Here is a 25,122-nt window from a genome sequence, read left to right on the forward strand (position 1 = left end):
TACGCCCTTCTCTCAATCCATCCACTCCAGTGGCTGGTTCTTGGGTAGCCGGATCTCCACCAGCAAGCCCCCCAGTTCCGAGCTCCCCAGCCGTATGGTGCCATGGTGCTGGGAGACAATCTTGGCGACTATGGCCAGCCCCAGGCCGCTGCCGCTGCCAGTGCGGGCCTCGTTGCCCTGGGTAAAGGGCTTGAGCACCCGGTAATAATCCTGCTCCGGGATGCCGGGGCCGTTGTCTGACAGCCGCAGCCGCACCCAGTGGCCATCATCCTTCAGCTCTGCATGCAGGCGGCTCGCGCCATAGCGCAACGAGTTGCCCGACAGGTTGTTGAGGATGCGCCGGATGCTGATGGGATTGCAGGCCACCCGCACCGCCTCTTCCGGCAATTCGAGATCCACCTCCAGCCCCTGATCGGTCTGCACCAGCAGCACGTCGTGGATCAGCTGGGTCAGGTCGATTTGCTGGGTATCCAGCCCCTCGTCCGGCCGGATGTAGTCGATGAACTGATCGATGATGCCGTTGGACTCGTCAATGTCCGCGTTGATGCTCTCCTTGAGATACTCATCCCCGGACGACATCATCTCGGTCGCCAGCCGGATGCGGGTCAAGGGGGTACGCAGATCGTGGGAGACCCCGGCCATCATCAGGTTGCGCTCCTCGATCAGCCCCTTGATCGAGCTCGACATGTGGTTGAAGGTGCGGGTCAACCGGCGTACCTCCCGCGAGCCCTGCTCTCCCAGCGCGTCGGGGAAGTTGCCGCGGGCCACGGCCACGGCACCGGCCTCCAGATCCTCCAGCGGACGCACCAGCTGGCGGGCAAACCGCCAGGCCGCGAACAGGGTCACCACCAGCAGCACGCTCATGTAGAGGATCAGCGGCTCTATGTCGTCATCCTCGATCTCGGTCAGCGGGATGCGAACCCACACCTGATTGGCCTGGGGCGGCTGGATCCAGATGATGTAGTGATCCTGGATCTCGACCCGCACCTTGGTCTTGCCCCCCAGCTCGCGGCTGATGCTCTCTTCCAGATAGGTGTAGGGCTTGGAGTCATTGAGCCCGTGCTGCTCCGCCTCTGTCTGGGTATAGATGTCGCTGCCGGTCGCCACATAGACCAGCGCCTCGGCATCCTCGCTCAGCGCCAGCTGGTTGCTTTCGACCGGAAAGATGAGTTTGACCTGATTGGCCAGCAGGTGGCTGATCTGCTTGACGGTCGGCGCCAGCAGATAGTTGTAGAAGGTGGCATAGGAGACAAACTGATAGACCACCAGGACGGCGGCCAGAAACCAGAGCATGCGGGAAAACATGCTGCTCACTTTCTTCATTCGCCATCACCGTCCGGCACGAACACATAACCCAGGCCCCAGACGGTCTGCAGGTAACGCGGCTGGGCCGGGTCCTGCTCCAGCAGGCGGCGCAGGCGGGAAACCTGCACGTCTATGCTGCGCTCGGTCGCCGTGTACTCGCGCCCTCTGGCCAGGTTCATCAGCTTGTCGCGGGAGAGGGGCTCGCGGGGATGGCTGACCAGCACCTTGAGCACGGCAAATTCGCCGCTGGTCAGGGCTACCGGCTCGCCATCACGGCTGAGTTCACGGGTCGCCAGGTTGAGCTGATAGCTGCCGAAGGTCACCATCTTCTCGGCGGTCGAGGGAGCCCCGGGCAGTTCGACGGTATGACGGCGCAGCACGGCGCGGATCCGCGCCAGCAGTTCGCGCGGGTTGAACGGCTTGGGCAGATAATCGTCGGCCCCCATCTCGAGCCCGACGATGCGATCCACCTCATCGCCCTTGGCGGTGAGCATCAGCACCGGGATCTGGTTGCCGGCCTCGCGCAGGCGGCGACAGATGGAGAGGCCGTCCTCCCCCGGCAGCATCAAGTCCAGCACCATCAGGCTGAAATTTTCACGAGTCAGCAGGCGATCCGCCTGTTCACCATTGGCGACGCCACGAACCACGAATCCCTGTTCGGTCAGATAGCGCTCCAGCAGGGAACGCAATTTCAAATCATCGTCGACCACCAGAACCTTGTATTGCTGACTCATTGCTTGCCTCTCCTCTCGATATGCTGCCAATACTAGAGCCCGGGCCCCCAACGGCAAAGCATAAATATGTTACTGGTTATTGCCCATGGCCGCCTTGCGCCCCCCGGCCCACGCCCTCTCCCATGACGACGCAGGTTTTGCTCGACAGCGAGGCGACAGCGGATAAGATCGGCCGAGCCACCAGAGGCCCATCAGCCCACATTGACGCAGGTACTTGAAATCCATGAAGACCAAGCTGATCACCCGCGAAGGCTACAACAAGCTGAAAGAAGAGCTCGATTTCCTGTGGCGTGAAGAACGCCCCGAGACCACCCGCAAGGTGGCCTGGGCCGCCAGCCTGGGCGATCGCAGCGAGAATGCCGACTACCAGTACAACAAGAAGCGGTTGCGGGAGATCGACAGGCGGGTGCGCTACCTGCGCAAATGCCTCGAGGAGCTGGGGATCGTCGATTATGCCCCCGCCCAGGAGGGAAAGGTGTTCTTCGGCGCCTGGGTCGAGGTGGAGAACGACGAGGGCGAGACCAAGCGTTTTCGCATCGTCGGTTATGACGAGATCTTCGGTCGCAAGGATTACATCTCCATCGACTCCCCCATGGCCCGCGCCCTGCTCAAGAAGGAGGTCGGGGATGAGGCCATAGTGCCTACGCCAGTCGGTGACGTCTGTTGGTATGTCAACGAGATCAGTTATCCGAAGTGACGGTAGCGGGAAGCGTTCGCCTCCCCGCCATGGGTAAGGGCTGATGCCCTGCCCGTCCAAGCAAAGAGCCCCCATGACAAGTATCTGGGCGGCCAGCCCCTCTCCCGCCATTCGGCCCGACAGCCATGCATGTCATTTCAGCAGGGTGGCATAGCGCCGCCCGACCCCATATAGTGCTCACATTTGGCGCCTTGGGTGCGGGCCAGCCCCGGCAACGCTCAATGCACACCATGCGGTCCCCCCTCATGGTGCAGAGAGACGGCGAGCTGCCGAGCGGCATACCCGGCCGCAGCACATCGACGCCACCCCGGGCCAGTTGGATAGAAGCGACCACAGAGATCCCAGATGCACAGCCATGTAATAGAGAGACAGATTGCCGGTGAGCTGAATGCCCGCCCGGAACAGGTGCAGGCCGCCGTGCGCCTGCTGGATGAAGGCTCGACCGTTCCCTTTATCGCCCGTTATCGCAAGGAGGTGACCGGCGGTCTGGACGACAGTCAACTGCGTACCCTGGAGAGCCGCCTCGGCTATCTGCGTGAACTGGAAGATCGCCGCCAGGTGATCCTTCGCTCCATCGAGGAACAGGGCAAGCTGACCCCCGAGCTGGCGCACGAGCTGAACGGTGCCGACAGCAAGACCCGGCTGGAAGATCTCTACCTCCCCTACAAGCCCAAGCGTCGCACCAAGGGGCAGATGGCCATAGAAGCTGGGTTGGAGCCGCTGGCCAATCTGTTGCTCACCGATCCGATGAAGGATCCCGAGCAGGCGGCAGCCCGCTTCCTCAATGCCGAGCAGGGGATCTCCGACAGCAAGGCCGCCCTCGACGGCGCCCGTTACATCCTGATGGAACGCTTCGCCGAGCAGGCCGATCTGCTGGAGAAGCTGCGGGACTACCTGTGGCAAAACGCCACCCTGCGGGCCCGCGTGGTGGCAGGCAAGGAGCAGGAAGGGGCCAAGTTCAAGGACTACTTCGAGCACGACGAGCCCCTGCACAAGGCCCCCTCCCACCGGGTGCTGGCCATGCTGCGCGGGCGCAACGAGGGGATCCTCAACCTGGCGCTGGTCACCGGTGACGATGAGAGTGCCAGCCCCTGCGAAGGGATCATCGCCCATCACCTCAAACTCAATCTGCAGAGCCGTCCGGCCGACAAGTGGCTGCAGGGAGTGGTGAGCTGGACCTGGAAGATCAAGCTCTCTCTGCAGATGGAAACCGAGCTTATCGGCCGCATCCGCGAATCGGCAGAGGACGAGGCGATCAAGGTGTTCGCCATGAACCTCAAGGATCTGCTGATGGCAGCGCCGGCCGGCATGCGCTGCACCATGGGGCTGGATCCCGGCATCCGCACCGGGGTCAAGGTAGCCGTGGTGGATGCCACCGGCAAGCTGGTCGATCACGCCACCATCTATCCGTTCGAACCCAAGCGCCAGATTGATCAGAGCCTCAAGACCCTGAGCGAACTGTGCCAGAAGCACAAGGTCGAGCTCATCAGCATAGGCAACGGCACCGCCTCCCGGGAGACCGACCGCCTGGTGAGCGATCTGTTCGAGCGCTACCCCGCCGCCAAGGCGCAGAAGATAGTAGTGAGCGAGGCGGGGGCCTCGGTCTACTCCGCCTCCGAGCTCGCCTCCCAGGAGTTCCCGGATCTCGACGTCTCCATCCGTGGCGCCGTCTCCATCGCACGCCGCCTGCAGGACCCCCTGGCCGAGCTGGTCAAGATCGATCCCAAGAGCATAGGCGTGGGCCAGTACCAGCACGACGTCGGCCAGAGCCAGCTGGCCCGCCGACTGGATGCCGTGGTCGAGGATTGCGTGAACGCGGTCGGTGTGGATGTGAATACCGCCTCGGTCGCCCTGCTCAACCGGGTCTCCGGCCTCTCCCAGACCCTGGCCCAGAACATAGTCGCCTATCGGGATGAGCACGGCGCCTTCAAGAGCCGCCAGCAACTGCTGAAGGTGAGCCGACTCGGGCCCAAGGCGTTCGAGCAGTGTGCCGGCTTCCTGCGCATTCGCGGCGGCAACAATCCGCTGGACGGCTCGGCGGTACACCCGGAATCCTATCCGGTGGTGGAGCGGATCCTCGCCCAACTTGAACAGACTGTGGACAGCCTGCTCGGCAACAGCAGCTTGCTGCGCAGCCTGAAACCGGCCGACTACACGGACGAGCAATTCGGCGTGCCCACAGTCACCGACATCATAGGCGAGCTGGACAAGCCGGGCCGGGATCCGCGCCCCGAGTTCAAGACCGCCACCTTCAGGGACGGGGTGGAGAAGATAAGCGACCTGGTGCCCGAGATGGTGCTGGAAGGTGTGGTCACCAATGTCACCAACTTCGGCGCCTTCGTCGACATCGGCGTCCATCAGGACGGGCTGGTGCACATCTCCTCCCTGACCGATCGTTTCGTCAAGGATCCCCGCGAGGTGGTCAAGGCGGGTGACATAGTGCGGGTCAAGGTGCTGGAGGTGGATGCCCCGCGCAAGCGCATCAGCCTGACCATGCGACTGGACGAAAAAGCCGGACAACCGGCCCGCAAGCCTGCGGAGTCCCGCAACACGAATGCTGGCAGTGCCCAGCCGAGACAGGCGCCGCGTCCAAGCACGCCGGTAGGTGGCGCCATGGGTAACGCCTTCGCGGCAGCCCTCTCCAAAACCAAGAAATAAGCCGTCAAGATATGAAAAAAGCCCCGAAAGGGGCTTTTTTACGAGACACCAAGACTCATTGACTGAGGGTGGCCAGAATGCTTTCAGGATCCTGATGCCGGGCCAGCACCTCCCGCAGTCGATTGAATGCCTTGCAGGCCTCCTGCGGGTACTTGCCATAGGAAACCACGCCGGTATGGCTCCAACCGGCCGCCAGCATGACTTTCTTCTTGAAGTGAGTGCCTTCGGTTCCGCCACCACCAAGCTGCATCAAAAACTGTTCCATCTGAAGGTGAGGAGGGGGAACGCGGGAGAAGGTGGCAAAGTCTTCCGGTTTGACTTCATCAAAGTGCATGACGACTCCTGTGAGGATGAATGGGATTACCCCTCAGATTAGTTGCAAATGCCCGGGGCGTGATCGAAAAATCAGGGGGAAGAGTGGCGCCGCGCTCAGACGTTCAGGCTGAACCCTTGCTGCGCAGCAGGCCTGACCGCCTGTTGATAACGCTGGGCAATGACCTGGTTGCGCTGCTCCATGTAGCCGTTCAGCACGCCCGTCTTAGCGCTGCCATCGGCCGCCAAGGCGGAGTCTGGGTCGGATGAGAGCAGCGCCTTGCGGGCATGAGCCTCCTTGGCGGCGGCACTTCTGGCCACGCTCAGATCCTGTGCGGAAGGATCGGCCGGGGCCAGGGCGGCGGCACGCACCTGCTGCATCTTGGCGATGGTCGCCCTGGGATCGCCGGGAATGGTTCCAATATCGATAGAGACGCCACCGCCGGTGGCGTAACGCTTGCCATCCGGTCCCATCGAGAACTGATAGGTCGGACTGCTGGCATACTGGCCGCCAGTGCTCTGATGTGCCTGCTCGTGGGTCCGTACCTCCTGATCCCTGTCGGCCAGCTCCTTGATCTGCAGCTCCTGCTTCTGTTGTTGCTCCTGCTGTCTGGGATCCTGCTGTTGCTTGTTGCGCTGCCCCTCTTCCCCCGTGGCCTCTACGAAGCGGTGATCAACCGGCGTTTGCGGATTGCCGGTCTGGGAAGTTTCCCGCGTCTGCTGGGAGGTCTGGTTGGGATTGGCCTGGCTGGCCTTGGACTTGTCTTTCTGTGAGCCGACTTCAGGCTCGGCATTGAATGCCTCGCTCTGACGGGTCTGGGGGATGAGGGCTGCACGGCGATTGTCAGTGCGTGCCGATTCCGTCTGCGGTTGCAGCTGATTAGGAATAATGGTCGGCAGACTGACATTGATGTTCATGTCACACCCGGATATCGATCAGGGTACCCATAACATCACTGGCGGTCTGGATCACCTTGGCAGATGCTCCGGCCTGTACTTCGGCCACCTTGAGGTTGACCAGCTCATCGGGCAGTTGTACCTGATCACCGCTCGGGGTGTTGAGCCGGGCGATCTGGCTGGATGCCTTGTCGGCAATCTGTTCCGCTCGCTGAAACCCTTGTACTCCGCTGTTCAATGCAGAATCTATACGCATGATGACACTCCTCTGACGCTGGATTAATTATCCGTCACGTCAGAGGATTAATGAAGCAAATAGGTTGTTTTTCAACCAACAAAATGTCGAATGATTTCAACGAACTGCTGTGGATGGGAAATAAAGGGTGCGTGCGAGGCCTTTTCCAGCACCAGGCTGTGACTGGCTGGGTAGCGTTCGTCCAGCAGTGGTATGGCCGCCTTGGGCACCAGCGAATCCAGTCGGCCATAGACCCGCAGCCAGGGCAGGCTCAGCGTTGCCAGCGCATCGCGCAGATCAACGTCAGCCAGCAGACCGAGTCCAGCCTCCAGCGCCGCAAGTTGGGGAGCCGGACGTTCGGCCAACCAATGGCGCAGCTGGCGGATATCATCCCGGGCGTGTTCGCTGCCCATGGCCTGGATCGCGAGGAAACGCTCTATGGTCTGCTTGAAGTCACCCGCCAGCATCTGATTGAAGCCGGTCAGCACCTTGGGGGCTATCCCCGGCCAGTCGTCACGGGCCATGAAGCAGGGGGAGCTCGCCACCGTGATCAGGCTCTGGCAGCGCTCAGGCTGGGTCAGCGCCAACTGGCTCGCCACCAGACCACCGAGGGACCAGCCGAGCAGATGGCATTTCTGCGGCAAGACGGCGGCGACCTGCTCCGCCAGCCAGGGCAAGGAGTACTCACTCCCGTCGGCCAGCGGACTGTTGCCAAACCCGGGCAAGTCCACCAGATGCAGCCGATAATGGGCCGCCAACGGCTGGGCAATACCATGCCAGACTGCGCCATTCATGCCCCATCCGTGCAACAGCACCAGATCGGGCCCCTGACCAAATCGCTCTACCGATACGCTCATCTAGACTCAAGATCCCTGTTCATTCTCTTGGGGTCAGCATGTTAAAGCGGCTGCTCGCCAAAGCAAGTCCGATCCTTGGCAACCATGCCGACTGGCAGGGCCACTGTCTGCTCTGCCAACAGCCTTGCGATACACAGCCGCTGCTCTGCAGCTGGTGCCAGCAGGCCCTCCACCAGCCCTATCGCAAATGCAGCCTGTGTGCGGCGCCCTTGCCGGAACCTGACGGAGAAACCGAACCTGTCTGCGGGCGCTGCCAGCGCAGGCCACCGCCCTGGCAGCGGCTACAGGTCATTGGCGACTACCAGGCCCCCTACTCCATGCTCATTTCGCAGCTGAAATATTCTGGCCAGATCCTGCTGGCACCGCTGCTCGCCCGTCTGCTGGCCGATCATCTGGAGAGAGACGATCTCCCCGAGGCCATCATTCCGGTTCCCCTGCACTGGTGGCGACTGTGGTGGCGCGGCTTCAATCAGGCGGAGGAGATAGCCATCACCCTCAGCGAGATCACCGGCATCCCCTGCGACACCCGGCTGCTGCGCAGAACCCGAGCCACCCCGCAGCAGACCCGGCTCAGTGCCGCTCAGCGGCGACGGAATCTGCGCGGCGCCTTCCAGATCCAGCCCCACCACTATCGGCACGTGGCCCTGCTCGACGATGTGGTGACCACGGGGGCGACGGCAGGCCAGCTCACCCGCGTACTGCACGAGAGCGGCATCGAAAAAGTGGAGGTGTGGGCCATTTGCCGCACGCTCAAACACCTCAAATGACGCTCGATATGGCTACCGCAAGCCCAGGCATATCAGGCTGCCACAGAGATGTATGCCGCCCCCGCACACATCCTCAATAATCCGCGGCATGTATCCCGCAGGCTCAGTCACATCAGGCGGCCATAGGTATATTTGACATATGCCCGGCGCCATCAGCACGCTACCCAAGCACTGCCAAGCGAGTTATCATGAATACCCTAGTCGTACACTCAGGTTTATGAGGATAGTGATGATCAGCATTTCCGACACCGCCCAGGCCCATTTCCGTAAACTGCTGGAAAAACAGCCTGATGGCACCAATATCCGGGTGTTTGTGGTCAATCCGGGAACCCAGAATGCCGAGTGCGGCGTATCATATTGCCCACCCGACGCGGTCGATCCGGAAGATCAACACCTGCCCTTCAGCGGCTTCGACTGCCTGGTCGATCCTCTGAGCGCCCCCTTCCTGGTCGATGCCACCATCGACTTCGTCACCGATCAGATGGGCTCCCAGCTCACCCTCAAAGCGCCAAACGCCAAGATGCGCAAGGTGGCCGACGATGCACCGCTGATCGACCGCATCGAATATGTGCTGATGTCCGAGGTGAACCCCATGCTGGCCGGTCACGGCGGCAAGGTCACCCTGGTCGAGCTGACCGAAGACAAGCTGGCCATCCTGCAGTTTGGCGGCGGTTGCAACGGTTGCTCCATGGTCGATTACACCCTGAAAGAGGGGATCGAGAAGCAGCTGCTGGAGAAATTCCCGGGCGAGCTCAACGGCGTCAAAGATGCCACCGAGCACCAGCGCGGCGATCACTCCTACTATTGATCCCGTGCCAGTGGCGATCACCCGCCAGGCTTGATCCCCTTGCTGCACATAAAAAGGCCCCGCCAATCTGGCGGGGCCTTTTGCTATCCGGCGAACCGAATGAGCCTATCTCAGTAGGCGTCGTTGTTGACGGCAGTTTGAACACGGACAGCGCGCAGAAACCGGAGCGTATAGGCATACGTGAGGATTTCGAGCACTGCCCAGGTTCAAAATGGCTAATAAAACAGCCTAATGGGATTTACTCTTATTCGTCGCGCTTGTCCCGACTGAGCAGGGCGATGGCGGCCTCTTTCGGGTTCTTGCCCTGATAGAGCACCTGGAAGATCTGCTCGCAGATGGGCATCTCGACGCCACAACGGGCCGCCAGCAGATGCACCTCCTTGGTGTTGCGATAGCCTTCCACCACCTGACCTATCTCGGCCATGGCGGTATCCACGCTCTTGCCGGCCCCGAGGGCCAGACCGAAGCGACGGTTGCGCGACTGGTTGTCGGTACAGGTCAGCACCAGATCCCCGAGCCCCGCCATCCCCATGAAGGTTTTGGCGTCGGCACCCAGGGCCGCCCCCAGACGCTGCATCTCCACCAGACCCCGGGTGATGAGCGCGGTTCTGGCGTTGGCGCCAAACCCCAACCCGTCGGAGAGACCGGCACCGATGGCGATGACGTTCTTGACGGCGCCGCCCAGCTGCAGACCGACGAAGTCCGGATTGGTATAGACCCGGAACGAACGGCCGCAGTGCAGCAACAGGGAGAGGTCATCGGCGAAGTCATCGTGAGTCGACGCCACCGAGATGGCGGTCGGCAGGCCGGCGGCCAGCTCCTTGGCGAAGGTGGGACCGGAGATCACCGCCAGCGGGATCGCCTCACCCAGCACCTCACGGGCCACATCTTGCAGCAGGCGGCCGCTGTCAGGTTCCAGCCCCTTGGTGGCCCAGGCGATACGGGTATCGGGGCGCAGGAAGGGTTTGACCTGAGCTAGCACCTGGCCGAACACATGGCTCGGCACCACCAGCAGCAGCACGGGCGCGGCTTGCACCGCCGCCTGCAGATCGGCGGTCAGCTGCAGATCGGCAGGGAAAGGGACATCCGGCAGAAAAGCCTTATTGCAGCGGTCTTGTTCCAGCTCGGCGACATGGGCAGGGTCGTGACCCCACAGCAGGGTCGGATGACCGTTGCGCGCCAAAGAAATGGCAAGGGCGGAGCCATAAGACCCCGCCCCCAAGACCGAGATAGCGATCTGGTCAGCCATTATCAGGCTTCCGCAGTCGCCTGCTGGGCCTGTGCTTGCGCCATGTGCTGGGCAAACAGGGCATCGAAGTTGACCGGTGCCAGGTTCAGCTGCGGGAAGGAACCCTTGCTCACCATGTTGGCCACGGCTTCGCGGGCATACGGGAACAGGATGTTCGGGCAGAAGGCGGCCAGGCAGTGAGCCAGTTGCGGCTCCGGCAGGTTGCCTATGGTGAAGATACCGGCTTGCTGTACTTCACACAGGAAGGCAGTCTCGGTTTCCAGCTTGCAGGTCACGGTCAGGGTCAGCACAACCTCATACACGCCGTCAGCCAGGATGTTGGTCTTGGTGTCCATGTCCAGCTTGACGTCCGGCTGCCACTCTTTCTGGAAGATGTGCGGGGTATTCGGGGCTTCGAAAGAGACATCCTTGGTGTAAACACGCTGGATGTGGAATTCCGGTTGTACTTCCTGGTTGTTGATTTCGTCAGCCATTTCGTTTGATTCCTTTTTAAGAAAATATGTGGGCGCAGGCCCTTAAATCAGCGTTTTTTGGTCACCGGCAGATTATCTGCACGCCACTGGGCCATGCCACCGCTGAGCACATACACCTGCTTGAAACCGGCCTTGCTCAGTTGGCGACCCGCGCCACCAGCGGTCATCCCCGACTCGCACACCACTATGATGGGGGCATCTTTATGCTTTTCAACCGGACCCAGGTTATTGCTCTGGATCTGGCTGAGCGGCAGGTGCTGGGCACCGGCCAGATGGCCCTTGGCAAACTCTTCCTGACTGCGAATGTCCACCACTGTGGCATTTTCACGGTTGATCAGCAGGGTAGCCGTGTGGTTGTTCACCGTCTTAACCGGAGAAAAACGAGCACGCACAGTGGTGTAAACTAGGGTGCCTGCCAGGCCGAACCAGGCTGCGGTCAGCAGCGGGTTACGGGCCGCAAAATCCAAATACTCTTGCATCTTCTACTATCCAGGGACCAAGACAAGGGCCCGAGTATACATGGGGACCCCACCAAGATCAGCCATCTTGGCGGCAAAGCGGGAGCGGGCTCCCATCGGGCAGGGGCACGATAAAGGATCGGAATAAAAAGTGGCGTCCGACGCCTTGAGGCGAGGATTCTTCGAGCCGGGAGACAAGCCGGCGACAAAGGGGAAACAGGCTGGCAACAGTCCTGAACGACGGCGGGCCTGGGCTTGGCTATCAGGTGACTATTTCGGCAGATGTAGTAATATTACGCTAGTTTCACTTCCCGCAATTCATTCCTATCCGAGAGGACATAGCCTTATGTCAACAGCTAAGAAACCTTTGGTTCTGGTCATCATGGACGGTTGGGGCTACAGCACCAAGCAAGAGCACAACGCCGTCGCTGCCGCCAAGACTCCCAACCTCGACCGTCTCGCCCGTGACTACACCAGCACCCTGATCTCCGGCTCCGGCCTGGACGTGGGTCTGCCGGATGGTCAGATGGGTAACTCCGAAGTGGGTCACGTCAACATAGGTGCCGGTCGCATCGTCTATCAGGAACTGACCCGCATCTCCAAAGAGATCAAGGACGGCGACTTCTTCCAGAACGTCGAACTGGCCAAGGCTGTTGACGGTGCCGTGACCAAGGGCAAGGCCGTGCACATCATGGGTCTGATGTCCCCGGGTGGCGTACACAGCCACGAAGAGCACATCATGGGCATGATCGAAATGGCCGCCAAGCGTGGCGCCGAGCAGATCTATTTCCACGCCTTCCTGGATGGCCGCGACGTACCGCCGCGCTCCGCCCAGTCCTCCATCGAACAGTTCGATGCCCTGTTTGCCCGTCTGGGCAAGGGTCGTTTCGCCTCCATGATCGGCCGCTACTTCGCCATGGACCGTGACAACCGCTGGGATCGCGTGCAGCAAGCCTATGACCTGATGACTCAGGGCAAGGGCGAGTTCACCGCCGACAGCGCCAGCGAAGCCCTGGCTGCCGCCTATGCCCGCGACGAGAACGACGAATTCGTCAAGGCCACCCGCATCGGTGCCGCCGCCCCCATGCAGGATGGCGATGCGCTGATCTTCATGAACTTCCGTGCCGACCGTGCCCGCGAGATCACCCGCGCCTTCGTCGACAGCGACTTCACCGGCTTTGCCCGTGCCGCCACCCCGGCGCTGAACTTCGTGATGCTGACCGAATACGCGGCCGACATCAAAACCGCCTGTGCCTACCCGCCGACCGCCCTGGTAAACACCCTGGGTGAGTGGCTGGCCAAGCAGGGCAAGACCCAGCTGCGCATCTCCGAAACCGAGAAGTACGCCCACGTCACCTTCTTCTTCAACGGTGGCGAAGAGTCCTGCTTCACCGGCGAAGACCGCGAGATCGTCGCCAGCCCGAAAGTGGCCACCTATGACCTGCAGCCGGAAATGAGCTCCGAAGAGCTGACCGACAAGCTGGTTGCCGCCATCAAGAGCGGCAAGTACGACACCATCATCTGCAACTACCCGAACGGCGACATGGTCGGTCACACCGGCGTGTTCGATGCGGCAGTCAAAGCCTGTGAGGCGGTTGACCACTGCATCGGTCGTGTCACCGAGGCCCTGGCCGAAGTGGGTGGCGAATGCCTGATCACCGCCGACCACGGCAACGCCGAGAAGATGCTGGACGAAGAGACGGGTCAGGCCCACACAGCCCATACCAACCTGCCGGTTCCCCTCATCTATTTCGGTCGCAAGTCCGAGGTGGTTGAAGGTGGCAAACTGTCCGATCTGGCGCCGACCATGCTGACCCTGATGGGTCTGCCGGTGCCGCCGGAAATGACTGGCAAGCCCCTGATGATTCTGAAATAATCCTTCCCCATGCGGGGATGCGAAGTTATTTCAAACAAAACCAGTCGCGTCGGCCTGTTGGCCGGCGCGCTGTTTTTTTGCCTGTCGTTTGTCGCGGGCAAGGCCCTGGCTGCCAATCAGCAGCTCGGCACCATGCAGTCCCAGATCAAAGAGCAACAGAAAACCATCAAGCTCAGCAAGCAGGAGCTGGCCAAACTCAACACCCAGCTCAAGGCCGATGAGCAGGCCATCTCGGCCGCGGCAGCCAAGCTCGAGCAGACCAAACAACAGCTGAAACAGAATCAGCAAAAACTGGTGGGCCTGCAACAGGACAAGCTGGATCTGGAACAACAGGCCAGCCATCAGAAGCAGTTGCTGGCCAAGCAGGCGGAAAGCGCCTTCCAGGCGGGCAACCACGATTACCTCAAACTGCTGCTCAATCAGCAGGATCCGGCCAAACTGAGCCGCTCTCTCGATTACTACGACTACCTCAACAAGGCCCGCATCGAGGCCATCGAAGCCCTGCGCACGACCCGCACCAAGCTGGCGAAAAACCAGCAGGCCACCAAAGAGACCGAGAACAAGCTGCAAACCCTGCTGAGCGAACAGCAGCAACATCACCAGAGCCTGCTGGCCAGCCAGCAGAGCCGCGCCAAGGTACGCAACCAACTGCAGCAGTCGGTACAGGATGACGAACAGAAGCTGACCAAGCTGGTCAAGGCGGAGAAAGCCCTGAAGGCCCGGCTGGAAGAGCTGCGTCGCCAGCGGGAAGAGCAGGAGCGTCGTGAGCGGGCCGAGCGGGAGCGGCTGGCCAAGCTGAAAGCCGAACAGGAGCGCCAGCGCCGCCTGGAGGCCCAACGCCTGGCCGCCGAGCAGAAACGGATTGCCGAACAGCAGCGGATCGCGGCGCAGCAGCAGAAGGTCGGCGAGCAGCAACGGCTCGCGGCCCAACAGCAGAAAGTCGCCGAACAACAGAACCGGGTGGCGGAGCAGCAAGCCGCCGCGCGCAATAGCAAGCCAAGCAGTGGCGGCTACGGCGGTCTCAGCACCAACGGCAGCCTGCGCTGGCCGGTGCAGGGCCCGATCCTCATCTCCTACGGCTCACCCCGCACCGCCGAGCTCAAGTGGAAGGGCACCCTGATTGGCGCCAGTGAAGGGACCCAGGTCAAGGCGGTCGCACCGGGCCAGGTGGTGTACGCCGACTGGCTGGATGGCTTCGGCATGCTGCTGGTGATCGACCACGGCCGTGGCTACATGAGCCTCTACGGTCACAACCAGTCGCTGCTGCGTCAAGTGGGCCAGAGCGTGGAGCAGGGTGAGCCCGTGGCGCTGGTCGGCGACAGTGGCGGCCAGGACAGACCCGGCCTCTACTTCGAGATCCGCTATCAGGGTGAAGCCATCAACCCGACCAAGTGGCTGGCCAAACGCTGACCCCGTACACGCGATGACAAAAAGCCTGCATAACGCAGGCTTTTTTGATCGTCGCCGACGGCCCTGTCAGCGGCATCGAATGACGAAAACTTACCCCGTTTTCGACCGCCGGGATCAGGGGAAGACGATGAGGCCGAGCTGTTCGAGCAGCCCCTGCTGCTGCTCTTCATTGATCTGCACCCCGTCCAGGTTGACCCGACGCAGATCCAGCCCGGGGAGATCGCACTGACGCAGATCACAGCCCTGCAGGTTGAAGCTGGCCCAGTCTATCTGGCCAAACTCGGAGCCACTCAGATCAGATCCCGCCAACGAGGCCCCCAGCAGGCTGGCCCCCTGCCAGCGGTTGCCACTGAGCTCGCATCGCTCCAGCAGGCAGCCATCGAAGTTGGCGTAGCTGAAGTTGTTGCCCGTAAGATGGGCCTCGCAGAAGTAGCTCTTGACGGTGATCTGGTTGGCGAAGCTGGCGTGGGCGAAATTGATGCCCATGGCCTGACAGTCGCGCATCTCCAGCCCCAGGCACTGGCTGCGGCTGAGATCTGCCAGAGTCAGATCGCAGCGCAGAAAGCTCGCCTCCCGCAGGTCGCAACCCTGCAACTGGCAGCCCAGCTCGCGCTCCCGCTCATAGAAGGTGCAGTCAACGAAGCGGCTCTCGCTCAAGTCCAGCCAGGAGAAGTTGCAGTCGACAAAGCGGCAACCATCAAACTGTTCCTCTTCCACATCCTGCTGTTCGAAACGCTTCCCCTCGAAGCACTTGCCCTTGATCATCCGAGTCATCCTCTCCTGATGGCGTCATATGCTGACTTTGTTAAACAAAAACGGTAATGTTACGTGTAACATTCCTGCCGGATCCCCAGATGAACGACACCCGCAAACGCCGCCCTACCCTGCAGGACATAGCCGACCTGACCGGGGTCACCAAGATGACCGTCAGCCGCTATCTGCGCGATCCTCACGCCGTGGCCGAGGGCACCCGTGAGCGGATCGCCGCCGCAGTGGAAGAGCTGGGCTATATCCCCAACCGAGCACCTGACATTCTCTCCAACGCCACCAGCAAGGCGATCGGCATCCTGATCCCCTCTCTCTCCAACCAGGTGTTTTCCGCCGTGGTACATGGCATAGAGTCGGTGACCCGGCCCGCCGGCTACCAGACCCTGCTCGCTCACTACGGCTACAGCCCGGAGCGGGAAGAGGAGCAGGTGGCCTCCCTGCTCTCCTATCACGTGGACGGCCTGATCCTCTCCGACAGCCAGCACACGGAGCGTACCCGCAAGATGATCGCTACCGCCGGCATTCCCGTGGTGGAAACCATGGATCTGCCGCAAGCCCCCATTGACATGGTAGTGGGGATGGATCACAGGGCCGCCGCCCGGGCCATGGTAACAGAGATGCTGCGCCGGGGCCGACGCAAGCTGGTTTATCTGGGGGCGCGGCTCGACGTGCGCACCCAGCTGCGGATGGAGGGTTACTACCAGGCGATGGCCGATTTCGGCCTGACCGGTCAGCACCTGCTGACCGAGCAATCCTCCAGCTTCACCCTGGGTGGTCAACTGCTGGATCAGGCGCTGGTGCGCTATCCCGACCTCGATGGCCTCTTCTGTACCAATGACGACTTGGCGGTTGGCGCCCTGCTGCAGTGTCAGGCAAAATGGATACCCGTCCCCCAGCAGATCGCCATCGCCGGCAGCAACGCCCTCGACATAGGCCATGCCATGACCCCCAAGCTGGCCAGTATCGTCACACCACGCAAGGAGATAGGCCGTGAGGCGGCGACCATGCTGCTGGCACGACTCAGCGGCCAGCCACTGCCCGACACCCGCAAGGATATGGGCTTCTCCCTCTATGTCGGGGAGAGCCTGGGCTGACGCTTGCGCGAAGGGAGGGTCAAAGCCTGATGGTACGCACGTGAAGCAGTCTGATCCGAGACGCCAGCCGATTTATCCCCCTGATTCAAAGGCAAAAAAAGAGCAGGTCACCCAAGGGTGGCCTGCTCTTTTTTATAAAGAACGCGCGCTTAGCGTTTCACCAGCTCGACCGCTTCGCGGGAGAGGCGGGTCACCTCCTCCCAGTTGCCGCTCTTGACAGCATCGGCCGGCAGCATCCAGGAACCGCCGACGGTGGCGACGCATTTCAGCGCCAGGTAGTCGGCCACGTTTTTCGGGCCTATGCCGCCGGTGGGGCAGAACTTGATCTGGGGAAGCGGTGCTGCGATGGCAGCCAGCGCCTTGGTGCCGCCGTTCGCTTCGGCCGGGAAGAACTTCAGATGGTCGTAGCCTGCTTCCAGCGCCTGCATCACTTCGGAGGCGGTGGCAACACCCGGTATCAAGGGCGCCGTGCTGTTGGCGGCGTGGGCCAGCAGCGCCGGTGTCATCCCCGGGGAGATGACGAAGCGGGCACCGGCGGCCACGGCTGCATCAAACTGCGCGCAGTTGAGCACTGTGCCTGCACCGACCATGGCATCCGGTATCGCCTTGGCGATGAGGGCGATGGCATCGAGCGCCACCGGGGTACGCAGTGTGATCTCGAATACCGAGATGCCGCCGTCGAGCAGCGCCTTGGCCATCGGCAGGGCCTGCTCCAGCTCATTGATGACCATAACAGGAACCAGCGGAGAGGCGGCAAACACTTCGGCGGGGGTCACTTTCCAGTTTTGCATAACGCTTCCTTAATCAAAGATGGTGGCGCCACACTCGGCGCTCGATACCGCGCGACGCATCACGCTGAACAGTTCACGGCCCCACCCCTCTTGTTCCAGAGTGAGGTCAATCTCGGCCTGGGTACGGCCACTCAAATCGGTCAGGCAATCGAGGCGACCGTTTACCGCGTCCACCCGCAGCAGATCGCCATCGGCAAGCAGGCCGATGGCGCCGCCGTGCAGCGCTTCCGGGGTGACATGGATGGCCGCCGGGATCTTGCCGGAGGCGCCGGAGAGACGGCCATCGGTAACCAGCGCCACCTTGTGGCCCGCCTTCTGCAGGTTGCCGAGCACAGGCATCAACTTGTGCAGTTCAGGCATGCCGTTGGCCGCCGGGCCGTTGTGGCGCACCACGATAACGGCATCCTGATTGAGGCTGCCAGCCTTGTAGGCCGCCTCCACCGCATGCTGGGAGGAGAAAACCCGGGCGGGCGCTTCGATAACGCGATACTCGGGCGCCACGGCGGAGACCTTGACCACGGCGCGGCCCAGATTACCCGCCAGCAGCTTGGTGCCGCCGGTGGCCTGGAACACGGAACCGGTCGGCGACAGCACGCTCGGATCCGTGCTTTCACCCACTGGTTGCCACACCAGCTCGCCATCCACCAGAGCCGGACGGCTGAGGTAATCCTGCATCTCGCCAAACACAGGGGTGGCATCCATGTGGATCAGCCCCTCTTGCGCCAGACGACGCATCAGGCCGGGAACGCCGCCCGCCTGTTCGAAGGCATTCACATCGGCCGGGCCGTTCGGGTACATGCGTACCAAGAGCGGCACCACATCGGAGAGATCGCTGATGTCGTCCCAGGTCAGGTGCAGGCCGGCGGCCCGCGCCAGCGCCACCATGTGGATGCTGTGGTTGGTGCTGCCGCCGGAGGCGAGCAGGGCCACCAGACCGTTGACCAGGGAGCGCTCGTCCAGCACCTCGCTCAAGGGGCGGTAGGCAGGAGAGCCAGGGATCATGGCGCTGATCCGACGGGCGGCTTCTTCAGTGAGCGCGTGGCGCAACTCGCTGTGAGGATGGACGAAGGCGGAGCCCGGCAGCATCAGGCCCATGGCCTCGAACACCAGCTGGTTGGTGTTGGCTGTGCCGTAGAAGGTGCAGGTGCCCGGAGCATGATAGGCGCCGCACTCCATCTCCAGCAGGGCATCGCGGCCCAGTTCACCGGCGGCGTACTGCTGACGCACCTTTACCTTGTCATCATTGCTGATGCCGCTGGCCATGGGGCCGGCCGGCACGAAGGCGGTGGGCAGGTGCGCGTGGGAGAGCGCCCCCATGATCTGGCCCGGAGCTATCTTGTCGCAGATACCGAGCAGCAAGGTGGCGTCGAAGGTGTTGTGGGAGAGTGACAGCGCGGTCGCCTGGGCGATGAGATCGCGGGAAAACAGAGACATGTCCATCCCCGGCTGACCCTGGGTCACGCCGTCGCACATGGCCGGTACGCCACCCGCCACCTGGGCGCTGTGACCCAGTTCGGCCAGCGCGGCCTTGATGATGTCCGGGTAGCCCTGATAGGGCTGATGGGCGCTCAACATGTCGTTGTAGGCGGTGACTATGCCTACGTTGGCACGGGTCATGTCGAGGATACGACCCTTCTCGTCACTGCTGCAGGCGGCCACGGCGTGGGCCAGGTTGCCGCAAGCCAGGGCGGCGCGGGTCTTGCCCTGCTCGGCCTGGCGCTGAATACGGGCCAGGAACGCCTGGCGACGGGCGGCACTGCGCTCGCGAATGCGGGCGGTGACGCTGGAAATAACCTGATGGATCATTGGGCTTGCTCCAATGCTGTGACGGCCCGATCAACCACCTGCTCGAAGGTGCCGTCTATATCGATGTGAAATACACCTGCCTCGCCATCCGGGCGCTCCAGGGTATCGAACTGACTTTGTACCATGGTTTCCCGCATGAAATGGCCCTTGCGTGCCCGCATACGTTCGAGGATAAGCGGCTGATCACCATCCAGAAACAGGAAATGCACCGAGTCATTGCCCTCGCGGATCTGGTCGCGGTACTGCTTCTTGAGGGCCGAGCAGACGATGACGCCCACCTCGTTCTTCTGTTCCAGGCTGTACGCCGCATCACGGATCCGCTCCAGCCAGGGGGCGCGATCCTCGTCGTTGAGCGGGTTGCCACCGGCCATCTTCTGGATATTGGCTCTGGGGTGCAGGTCATCACCATCGATGAACTTGGCACCCAGCGCCTGGGCCACCTTGAGGCCGACGCTGGACTTGCCGCTACCACACACACCCATCACGATAATGCTCTTGCCCGCCATTGTTTGACCTCTATCCCATTTTTCAAAAATCGTGCTGCCGATGGGTTCTAACTTAGCACGTTACCGGTAACATGTTACCGGTAACAACAAGAAATGTGAAGTCTGCCACAGACTGAGCGAACTCACAGTCACCTGGGCAAGCGAGCTTGCGCCCTGGCCATAAATCTAAATAAATCATAAAGATATGGCCTGCCGACGGATCGGCAGGGTGTCGATACTGAATCTGGAACAAGGAACGCACAACAATGTCTGACCTCTCCCTGATCATGACGGCCGCCGGCTCCATAGTGCTGCTGCTCTTTCTGGTGATGAAGGCCCGCCTGCACGCGGTCGTCTCCCTCATCCTGGTCTCCATGGTGGCCGGCCTCGCCGCCGGCATGAACCCGGCCGAAATCGCCAACACCATCCAGAAAGGGATGGGCGGCACCCTGGGCTTCGTCGCCGTGGTGGTGGCGCTGGGCGCCATGTTCGGCAAGGTGATGGAGGTCACCGGTGCCCTCGACCGGGTGGCCCATACCCTGCTCGGTACCTTCGGCGTCAAGCGCGCCAACTGGGCCATGTCACTGACCGGCTTCATCTGCGCTCTGCCGCTCTTCTTCGACGTGGCCGTGGTGCTGCTGATCGGGGTGGCCTTTGCCATCGTCCGTCGCGGCGGCGGCAGCGTGGTGAAGATAGGCATAGCGCTGCTGGCGGGCATCGCCACCTGCCAGGCGTTCCTTATTCCGGCGCCGGGCCCCATTCTGGTAGCATCCCAGCTGGGGGCCGATTTTGGCTACATGATACTGTTCGGCCTGATCGCCGCCGTGCCGGCCCTGATCCTGGCAGGCCCGCTGTTCGGGGAGCTGATCAGCAAGGTGGTGGATGTGCCGCTGCCCGCCGATGCCCAGAGCAGCGCCCACGACGACTGCAAGACCCTGCCCTCATTCGGACTGGCCATGGGCCTGATCGGTCTGCCGCTGCTGCTGATAGGTCTCAAGACCATAGTCGGCCGCTTCGTCGAGGCGGGTTCCACCCTGCACAACTGGCTGGAGTTCATCGGTCACCCCTTCACCGCCATCATGGTCGCCTGTCTGGCCGCCTTTTATCTGCTGGGGATCCGCCGTGGCATGTCCCGTGACGAGGTGATGAGCGTCTGCAACAGTGCCATCCAGCCAGCCGGTGTCATCATACTGGTGACCGGTGCCGGTGGCGTGTTCAAGCAGATCCTGGTGGATTCCGGGGTGGGTGCCGCCCTCGGCAACATGCTGGCGGATTCCGGCCTGCCCATAGTCGCACTGGCTTTCATACTGGCGGCCGCGGTGCGGGTCATTCAGGGTTCCGCCACCGTCGCCATGCTGACCGCCTGTGGCCTGCTGCTGCCCATGCTGGAACCGCTCGGGCTGAACGGTGCCCAGCTGGCCGCCGTGACCATCGCCATCGGTGGCGGGGCCATAGTGCTCTCCCACGTCAACGACTCCGGCTTCTGGCTGGCCAACCGCTATCTCGGCCTCTCCGAGAAGCAGACCCTGCAGACCTGGACTGTGATGGAGACCATCATAGGCACCACCGGCGGCGTCATGGCGATGATCATCTACAGCTTCCTTTGAACATAACTGCTGTCGAAAAGGCCTCCAATGTGAGGCCTTTTTCATCTTTATGACGATTCTTTCTTTGGCTAACAGGTCGAGGTTGCTAGAATCGCCTATCCATCGCTCCGAGTGGAACGCTTAACGCAGTGATTTCAGGTTTCTCTATGCATTCATCGGCACACTATCGACAGCTGTTGGCTCGTCTGCCCCAGATCGCCGTCGCCGCAGATCAGTTTCAGGTGCTCAACAGCGCCCGGGACTTCAAGAGCCGGATCCTTTCGCTCATCGCCAGCGCGACTCACCGCATCTATCTGGTGGCCCTCTACCTGCAGGATGACGAAGCGGGACGGGAGATACTGTCCGCCCTCTACGCCGCCAAGCAGCGCAACCCGGCCCTGGACATCAAGCTCTTCGTCGACTTCCACCGTGCCCAGCGCGGTCTGATCGGCAAGGGCAAGCAGGGGGGCAACCACCTGATGTATCAGGAAATGGCCGCCCGCCACGAACACCAGATCGCTATCTACGGCGTGCCGGTGAAGGGGCGCGAACTGCTCGGCGTGCTGCACCTCAAGGGCTTCATCTTCGATGACACCCTGCTCTACTCGGGTGCCAGCCTCAACGACATCTATCTGCATCAGCAGGATCGCTACCGTTTCGACCGTTATCACCAGATCACCAGCCCCGAGCTGACCCGCTGCATGGTCCACTATGTGGACGATCTCTTCCTCAAGAGCGAAGCGGTGCAGCGGCTGGATCGCACCGACATCCCCACTGCCAAGCAGTTGAAGGGGCCGATCCGCCGCTTCAAACACAGCCTGCGCCTGGGCCAGTACCGCTTCGAGAGCATGCCGGTCAACAGCCAGGAGATCGCCATCACTCCGATGACGGGGCTGGGCAAGCGGGGCAATCAGCTCAACAAGATGATCCGTACCCTGGTGCGTGCCACCGAGCGGGAAATCTTCATCTGCACCCCCTATTTCAACCCGCCCAAGGAGTTGAACAAGGACATCGAGGCCCTGCTCAAGCGCGGCTGCAAGGTGACCATAGTGGTGGGTGACAAGACGGCCAACGACTTCTTCATCCCGCCGGAGGAGAAATTCACCACCATAGGCGGCCTGCCCTATCTGTACGAGACCAATCTGCGCAAGTTTGCCGAGCGCAACCAGCATCACATCGATGCCGGCCGTCTCAACCTGATGCTGTGGTGCTGCGAGCGCAACTCCTACCACCTCAAGGGGATCTTCGTGGATGACGAGTGGGCGCTGCTCACCGGCAACAACCTGAACCCCCGCGCCTGGGCGCTGGATCTGGAGAACGGTCTGCTGGTGTACGATCGTCGCCATCACCTGCGTGCCCAGTTCAACGGGGAGCGGGAGAACATACTCGCCAACACCAAGCGGATCAGCCACTTCGATCAGATTGAGCAGATCAAGGACTACCCGGAACAGGTGCGCAAGCTGCTGGCCCGGATCCACAGGGTCAGGGCTCATATCCTGCTCAAACGCATCATCTGACGCCGGGGCGCATCGCCCCCACTTCCGCCCGCAGGCAGCTGCAACAAAGGCCTCCCGTTTTTCGGCAGGCCTTTGTCACATGCGGCTATCGCCTTTTTCCAGCCGCCCGGCCGGCCCTGCTCACAGCAACGCGGCTTGCATCGAGCCATCAACAACCCCTATCATCTGGACATATTTACAGTGTTTTCGGGCATCTAATTGATGAAATTGGATAAAATCTCCCTCGACAGCCTCAAGGGCGTCGGCAGCAAGATGCAGGAGAAACTCGAGCGGTTGGGGCTGGCCACGGTACAGGATCTGCTGTTCCACCTCCCCCTGCGCTACGAGGACCGTACCCAGGTGTGGCCCATCGGCGATCTGCCACCCGGGCTGCACGGCGCCGTCGAGGGCGAAATCCAGGACACTCAGCTGGTGATGGGCCGCCGCCGCATGCTGGTCTGTCGCATCAGCGACGGCACGGGCACCCTGACCCTGCGCTTCTTCAACTTCACCGCAGCCCAGAAGAACAGCCTGAGCCAGGGCCGCCTGATCCGCTGCTTCGGCGAAGTGCGCCCCGGCAAATACGGGCTGGAAATGGCCCACCCCGAGTACAAGCTGCTCGGCGAAGAACAAGCTGGCCAGACCGAAGAAGCGCTCACCCCCGTCTACCCCACCACGGAAGGGCTGCGCCAGCTCACCCTGCGCAACCTCACCGATCAGGCGCTGGCCCAGCTCGACCTGTACGGGGTGGAGGAGCTGCTGCCCGCCGGCCTCTATCCCCAGCAAATCGAACTGGCCGCCGCCCTGCGCCTGCTCCATCGTCCGCCCCCCTCGGTGGCGCTGGCGCTGCTCGAAAGCGGCCAGCACCCGGCCCAGCAGCGACTGGTGCTGGAAGAGCTGCTGGCCCACAACCTCTCGGTGCTGAAAGTCCGTGCCCAAGCGCAAACCCAGCTAGCCCGTGTCCTCAAGCCGGCGCCAGCGCTGGTCGAACAACTGCTCGGCGCCCTGCCATTCACTCCCACCGGTGCCCAGAACCGGGTGGTCGCGGAGATCGGCCAGGATCTGCAACGCAGCTACCCCATGATGCGGCTGGTGCAGGGCGACGTGGGCTCAGGCAAGACGCTGGTCGCTGCATTGGCGGCACTGCAAGCCATCGGCAACGGCTGCCAGGTGGGGCTGATGGCCCCGACCGAGCTGCTGGCCGAGCAACACGCCATCAACTTCGGCCACTGGCTGGCACCGCTCGGCATCGGAGTCGGCTGGCTGGCGGGCAAGCAGAAGGGCAAGGCGCGGGAGGCTCAGCTCGCCGCCATCGCCGACGGCAGCGTCAAGATGGTGGTGGGCACCCACGCCATCTTCCAGGAGCAGGTGGTATTCCAGCGCCTGGCCCTGGTGATCATCGATGAACAGCACAGATTCGGGGTACACCAACGGCTCGCCCTGCGCGAAAAAGGGGAGCGGGAGGGAGTCCATCCCCATCAGCTCATCATGACAGCCACCCCCATTCCCCGCACCCTGGCGATGACCGCCTATGCCGATCTCGACACCTCCATCATCGACGAGCTGCCGCCGGGCCGCACCCCCATCACCACGGTGGCGCTGCCGGACAGCCGTCGCCAGGATGTGATAGAGCGGGTCAAGCTGGCCTGTGAAGAGGGCAAGCAGGCCTACTGGGTCTGCACCCTGATCGAGGAGTCCGAGGTGCTGGAGTGCCAGGCCGCCGAGGATACCGCCGCCGAGCTGCAAAACCAGCTGCCCGGCCTGCATATCGGGCTGGTGCACGGCCGGATGCGCCCCATCGAGAAGCAGCGGGTGATGGAGGAGTTCAAGGCGGGCATATTGCAGCTGCTGGTCGCCACCACAGTCATCGAGGTGGGGGTGGACGTGCCCAACGCCAGCCTGATGATCATCGAAAACCCGGAGCGGCTCGGGCTGGCCCAGCTGCACCAGTTGCGCGGCCGGGTCGGTCGCGGCTCTGTGGCCTCCCACTGCGTGCTGCTTTATCATGCTCCCCTGTCGAAGACGGCCCAGAGCCGGCTCGGAGTGTTGCGGGAGACCAACGACGGTTTCCTGATCGCCCAGCGCGATCTCGAGCTGCGCGGCCCGGGGGAACTGCTCGGTACCCGTCAGACCGGGCTGGCCGATCTCAAGATCGCCGACCTGGTGCGCGACCAGTCGCTCATCCCGCAGGTGCAGAAGATGGCGCGCTTCTTGATGGACCGCCACCCGAGCCATGTCGATCCCTTGATACGGCGCTGGCTCGGTTTACGGGATCACTATTCCAATGCCTGACCAAGGCAAATGCAGAAGATGGGCTCATTGCCTGATGGACAGACACGGCTCCCGCGTGGGCCCCTTGA

Annotated in this window: 23 protein-coding genes; 10 read left to right on the forward strand and 13 right to left on the reverse strand. The window is 62.2% G+C overall.

The genetic code is table 11. The features are described 5' to 3' along the window. Nucleotides 1-12 precede the first annotated feature (12 nt). Both envZ and ompR read right to left on the reverse strand, forming a co-directional pair. The gene (gene envZ / locus ACM3N8_RS18940) at nt 13-1,323 is read right to left on the reverse strand and encodes a two-component system sensor histidine kinase EnvZ (RefSeq protein ID WP_172955230.1); all 1,311 of its coding nucleotides are present in this window, start codon (nt 1,321-1,323) and stop codon (nt 13-15) included. Further along, a complete protein-coding gene (gene ompR / locus ACM3N8_RS18945; protein WP_005319762.1) occupies nt 1,320-2,039 on the reverse strand; it encodes a two-component system response regulator OmpR in 720 nt (239 codons plus the stop codon). Before ompR ends, envZ begins: the two co-directional genes overlap by 4 nt. 223 nt (nt 2,040-2,262) lie before the next feature. On the opposite strand from ompR, the gene greB reads away from it, so the two are divergent. Both greB and ACM3N8_RS18955 read left to right on the forward strand, forming a co-directional pair. Further along, nucleotides 2,263-2,736, forward strand: coding sequence for a transcription elongation factor GreB (gene greB / locus ACM3N8_RS18950; protein ID WP_043136397.1), 474 nt, complete (start codon nt 2,263-2,265; stop codon nt 2,734-2,736). 345 nt (nt 2,737-3,081) lie between these two features. After that, complete coding sequence (locus tag ACM3N8_RS18955; protein ID WP_416016492.1) at nt 3,082-5,394, forward strand: Tex family protein; 2,313 nt, start codon at nt 3,082-3,084, stop codon at nt 5,392-5,394. Nucleotides 5,395-5,449: 55 nt separating this feature from the next. On the opposite strand, the gene ACM3N8_RS18960 is transcribed toward ACM3N8_RS18955, so the two are convergent. The 4 genes from ACM3N8_RS18960 to bioH all read right to left on the reverse strand — a co-directional run bounded on the left by ACM3N8_RS18960 (nt 5,450) and on the right by bioH (nt 7,695). After that, nucleotides 5,450-5,728, reverse strand: coding sequence for a hypothetical protein (locus ACM3N8_RS18960; RefSeq protein WP_042866969.1), 279 nt, complete (start codon nt 5,726-5,728; stop codon nt 5,450-5,452). A 95-nt stretch (nt 5,729-5,823) separates the two neighbouring features. Further along, complete coding sequence (locus tag ACM3N8_RS18965) at nt 5,824-6,624, reverse strand: putative metalloprotease CJM1_0395 family protein (RefSeq protein ID WP_290019243.1); 801 nt, start codon at nt 6,622-6,624, stop codon at nt 5,824-5,826. Between the two features lies 1 nt (nt 6,625). Continuing rightward, nucleotides 6,626-6,859, reverse strand: coding sequence for a hypothetical protein (locus tag ACM3N8_RS18970; RefSeq protein ID WP_042866965.1), 234 nt, complete (start codon nt 6,857-6,859; stop codon nt 6,626-6,628). 71 nt (nt 6,860-6,930) lie between these two features. Next, nucleotides 6,931-7,695, reverse strand: coding sequence for a pimeloyl-ACP methyl ester esterase BioH (gene bioH / locus ACM3N8_RS18975; protein ID WP_290019244.1), 765 nt, complete (start codon nt 7,693-7,695; stop codon nt 6,931-6,933). Nucleotides 7,696-7,733: 38 nt separating this feature from the next. Between bioH and ACM3N8_RS18980 the strand changes: the two genes are divergently transcribed. Together ACM3N8_RS18980 and nfuA are read left to right on the forward strand one after the other, a co-directional pair. Then, the gene (locus tag ACM3N8_RS18980; protein ID WP_290019245.1) at nt 7,734-8,462 is read left to right on the forward strand and encodes a ComF family protein; all 729 of its coding nucleotides are present in this window, start codon (nt 7,734-7,736) and stop codon (nt 8,460-8,462) included. A 229-nt stretch (nt 8,463-8,691) separates the two neighbouring features. Then, on the forward strand, nt 8,692-9,270 hold the full coding sequence (gene nfuA, locus ACM3N8_RS18985) for a Fe-S biogenesis protein NfuA (protein WP_011704302.1): 579 nt from the start codon (nt 8,692-8,694) through the stop codon (nt 9,268-9,270). Between the two features lie 244 nt (nt 9,271-9,514). On the opposite strand, the gene gpsA is transcribed toward nfuA, so the two are convergent. From gpsA to ACM3N8_RS19000, 3 genes are read right to left on the reverse strand one after another with little or no spacing between them, the layout of a single operon-like run. Then, nucleotides 9,515-10,519 (reverse strand): NAD(P)H-dependent glycerol-3-phosphate dehydrogenase, encoded by a 1,005-nt coding sequence (gpsA, locus tag ACM3N8_RS18990; RefSeq protein WP_043136411.1) that lies wholly within the window; start codon nt 10,517-10,519, stop codon nt 9,515-9,517. Nucleotides 10,520-10,521: 2 nt separating this feature from the next. Continuing rightward, complete coding sequence (gene secB, locus ACM3N8_RS18995; protein ID WP_005319808.1) at nt 10,522-10,992, reverse strand: protein-export chaperone SecB; 471 nt, start codon at nt 10,990-10,992, stop codon at nt 10,522-10,524. Nucleotides 10,993-11,039: 47 nt separating this feature from the next. Continuing rightward, nucleotides 11,040-11,471: a rhodanese-like domain-containing protein gene (locus tag ACM3N8_RS19000; RefSeq protein WP_042866955.1), complete on the reverse strand. Its 432-nt coding sequence runs from the start codon at nt 11,469-11,471 to the stop codon at nt 11,040-11,042. Between the two features lie 325 nt (nt 11,472-11,796). Here ACM3N8_RS19000 and gpmM point away from each other — a divergent pair, with 325 nt between their 5' ends. Further along, nucleotides 11,797-13,326: a 2,3-bisphosphoglycerate-independent phosphoglycerate mutase gene (gene gpmM / locus ACM3N8_RS19005; protein ID WP_043554032.1), complete on the forward strand. Its 1,530-nt coding sequence runs from the start codon at nt 11,797-11,799 to the stop codon at nt 13,324-13,326. Nucleotides 13,327-13,335: 9 nt separating this feature from the next. Next, nucleotides 13,336-14,736, forward strand: a complete 1,401-nt coding sequence (locus ACM3N8_RS19010) for a peptidoglycan DD-metalloendopeptidase family protein (protein ID WP_274453216.1) — start codon at nt 13,336-13,338, stop codon at nt 14,734-14,736. Between the two features lie 114 nt (nt 14,737-14,850). On the opposite strand, the gene ACM3N8_RS19015 is transcribed toward ACM3N8_RS19010, so the two are convergent. Then, the gene (locus ACM3N8_RS19015) at nt 14,851-15,501 is read right to left on the reverse strand and encodes a Qnr family pentapeptide repeat protein (protein WP_290019278.1); all 651 of its coding nucleotides are present in this window, start codon (nt 15,499-15,501) and stop codon (nt 14,851-14,853) included. Nucleotides 15,502-15,590: 89 nt separating this feature from the next. Here ACM3N8_RS19015 and ACM3N8_RS19020 point away from each other — a divergent pair, with 89 nt between their 5' ends. Continuing rightward, nucleotides 15,591-16,598, forward strand: a complete 1,008-nt coding sequence (locus tag ACM3N8_RS19020; protein WP_058395582.1) for a substrate-binding domain-containing protein — start codon at nt 15,591-15,593, stop codon at nt 16,596-16,598. 149 nt (nt 16,599-16,747) lie between these two features. Here ACM3N8_RS19020 and ACM3N8_RS19025 read toward each other — a convergent pair whose 3' ends face one another. From ACM3N8_RS19025 to ACM3N8_RS19035, 3 genes are read right to left on the reverse strand one after another with little or no spacing between them, the layout of a single operon-like run. After that, nucleotides 16,748-17,389, reverse strand: coding sequence for a bifunctional 4-hydroxy-2-oxoglutarate aldolase/2-dehydro-3-deoxy-phosphogluconate aldolase (locus ACM3N8_RS19025; protein WP_290019246.1), 642 nt, complete (start codon nt 17,387-17,389; stop codon nt 16,748-16,750). A 9-nt stretch (nt 17,390-17,398) separates the two neighbouring features. Beyond that, nucleotides 17,399-19,195 (reverse strand): phosphogluconate dehydratase, encoded by a 1,797-nt coding sequence (gene edd / locus ACM3N8_RS19030; protein WP_290019247.1) that lies wholly within the window; start codon nt 19,193-19,195, stop codon nt 17,399-17,401. Next, nucleotides 19,192-19,701 (reverse strand): gluconokinase, encoded by a 510-nt coding sequence (locus ACM3N8_RS19035; protein ID WP_241280504.1) that lies wholly within the window; start codon nt 19,699-19,701, stop codon nt 19,192-19,194. The genes edd and ACM3N8_RS19035 overlap by 4 nt, the downstream gene beginning before the upstream one ends. 245 nt (nt 19,702-19,946) lie before the next feature. On the opposite strand from ACM3N8_RS19035, the gene gntU reads away from it, so the two are divergent. From gntU to recG, 3 genes are all read left to right on the forward strand, one after another. Continuing rightward, complete coding sequence (gene gntU / locus ACM3N8_RS19040) at nt 19,947-21,287, forward strand: gluconate transporter (protein WP_042866935.1); 1,341 nt, start codon at nt 19,947-19,949, stop codon at nt 21,285-21,287. Between the two features lie 146 nt (nt 21,288-21,433). Continuing rightward, nucleotides 21,434-22,783, forward strand: coding sequence for a CDP-diacylglycerol--serine O-phosphatidyltransferase (gene pssA, locus ACM3N8_RS19045; protein WP_274453212.1), 1,350 nt, complete (start codon nt 21,434-21,436; stop codon nt 22,781-22,783). A 201-nt stretch (nt 22,784-22,984) separates the two neighbouring features. After that, nucleotides 22,985-25,054: an ATP-dependent DNA helicase RecG gene (recG, locus tag ACM3N8_RS19050; protein ID WP_416016493.1), complete on the forward strand. Its 2,070-nt coding sequence runs from the start codon at nt 22,985-22,987 to the stop codon at nt 25,052-25,054. Nucleotides 25,055-25,122 lie beyond the last annotated feature (68 nt).

Source organism: Aeromonas sp. A04 (assembly GCF_047780465.1).
Classification (GTDB): domain Bacteria; phylum Pseudomonadota; class Gammaproteobacteria; order Enterobacterales; family Aeromonadaceae; genus Aeromonas; species Aeromonas bestiarum.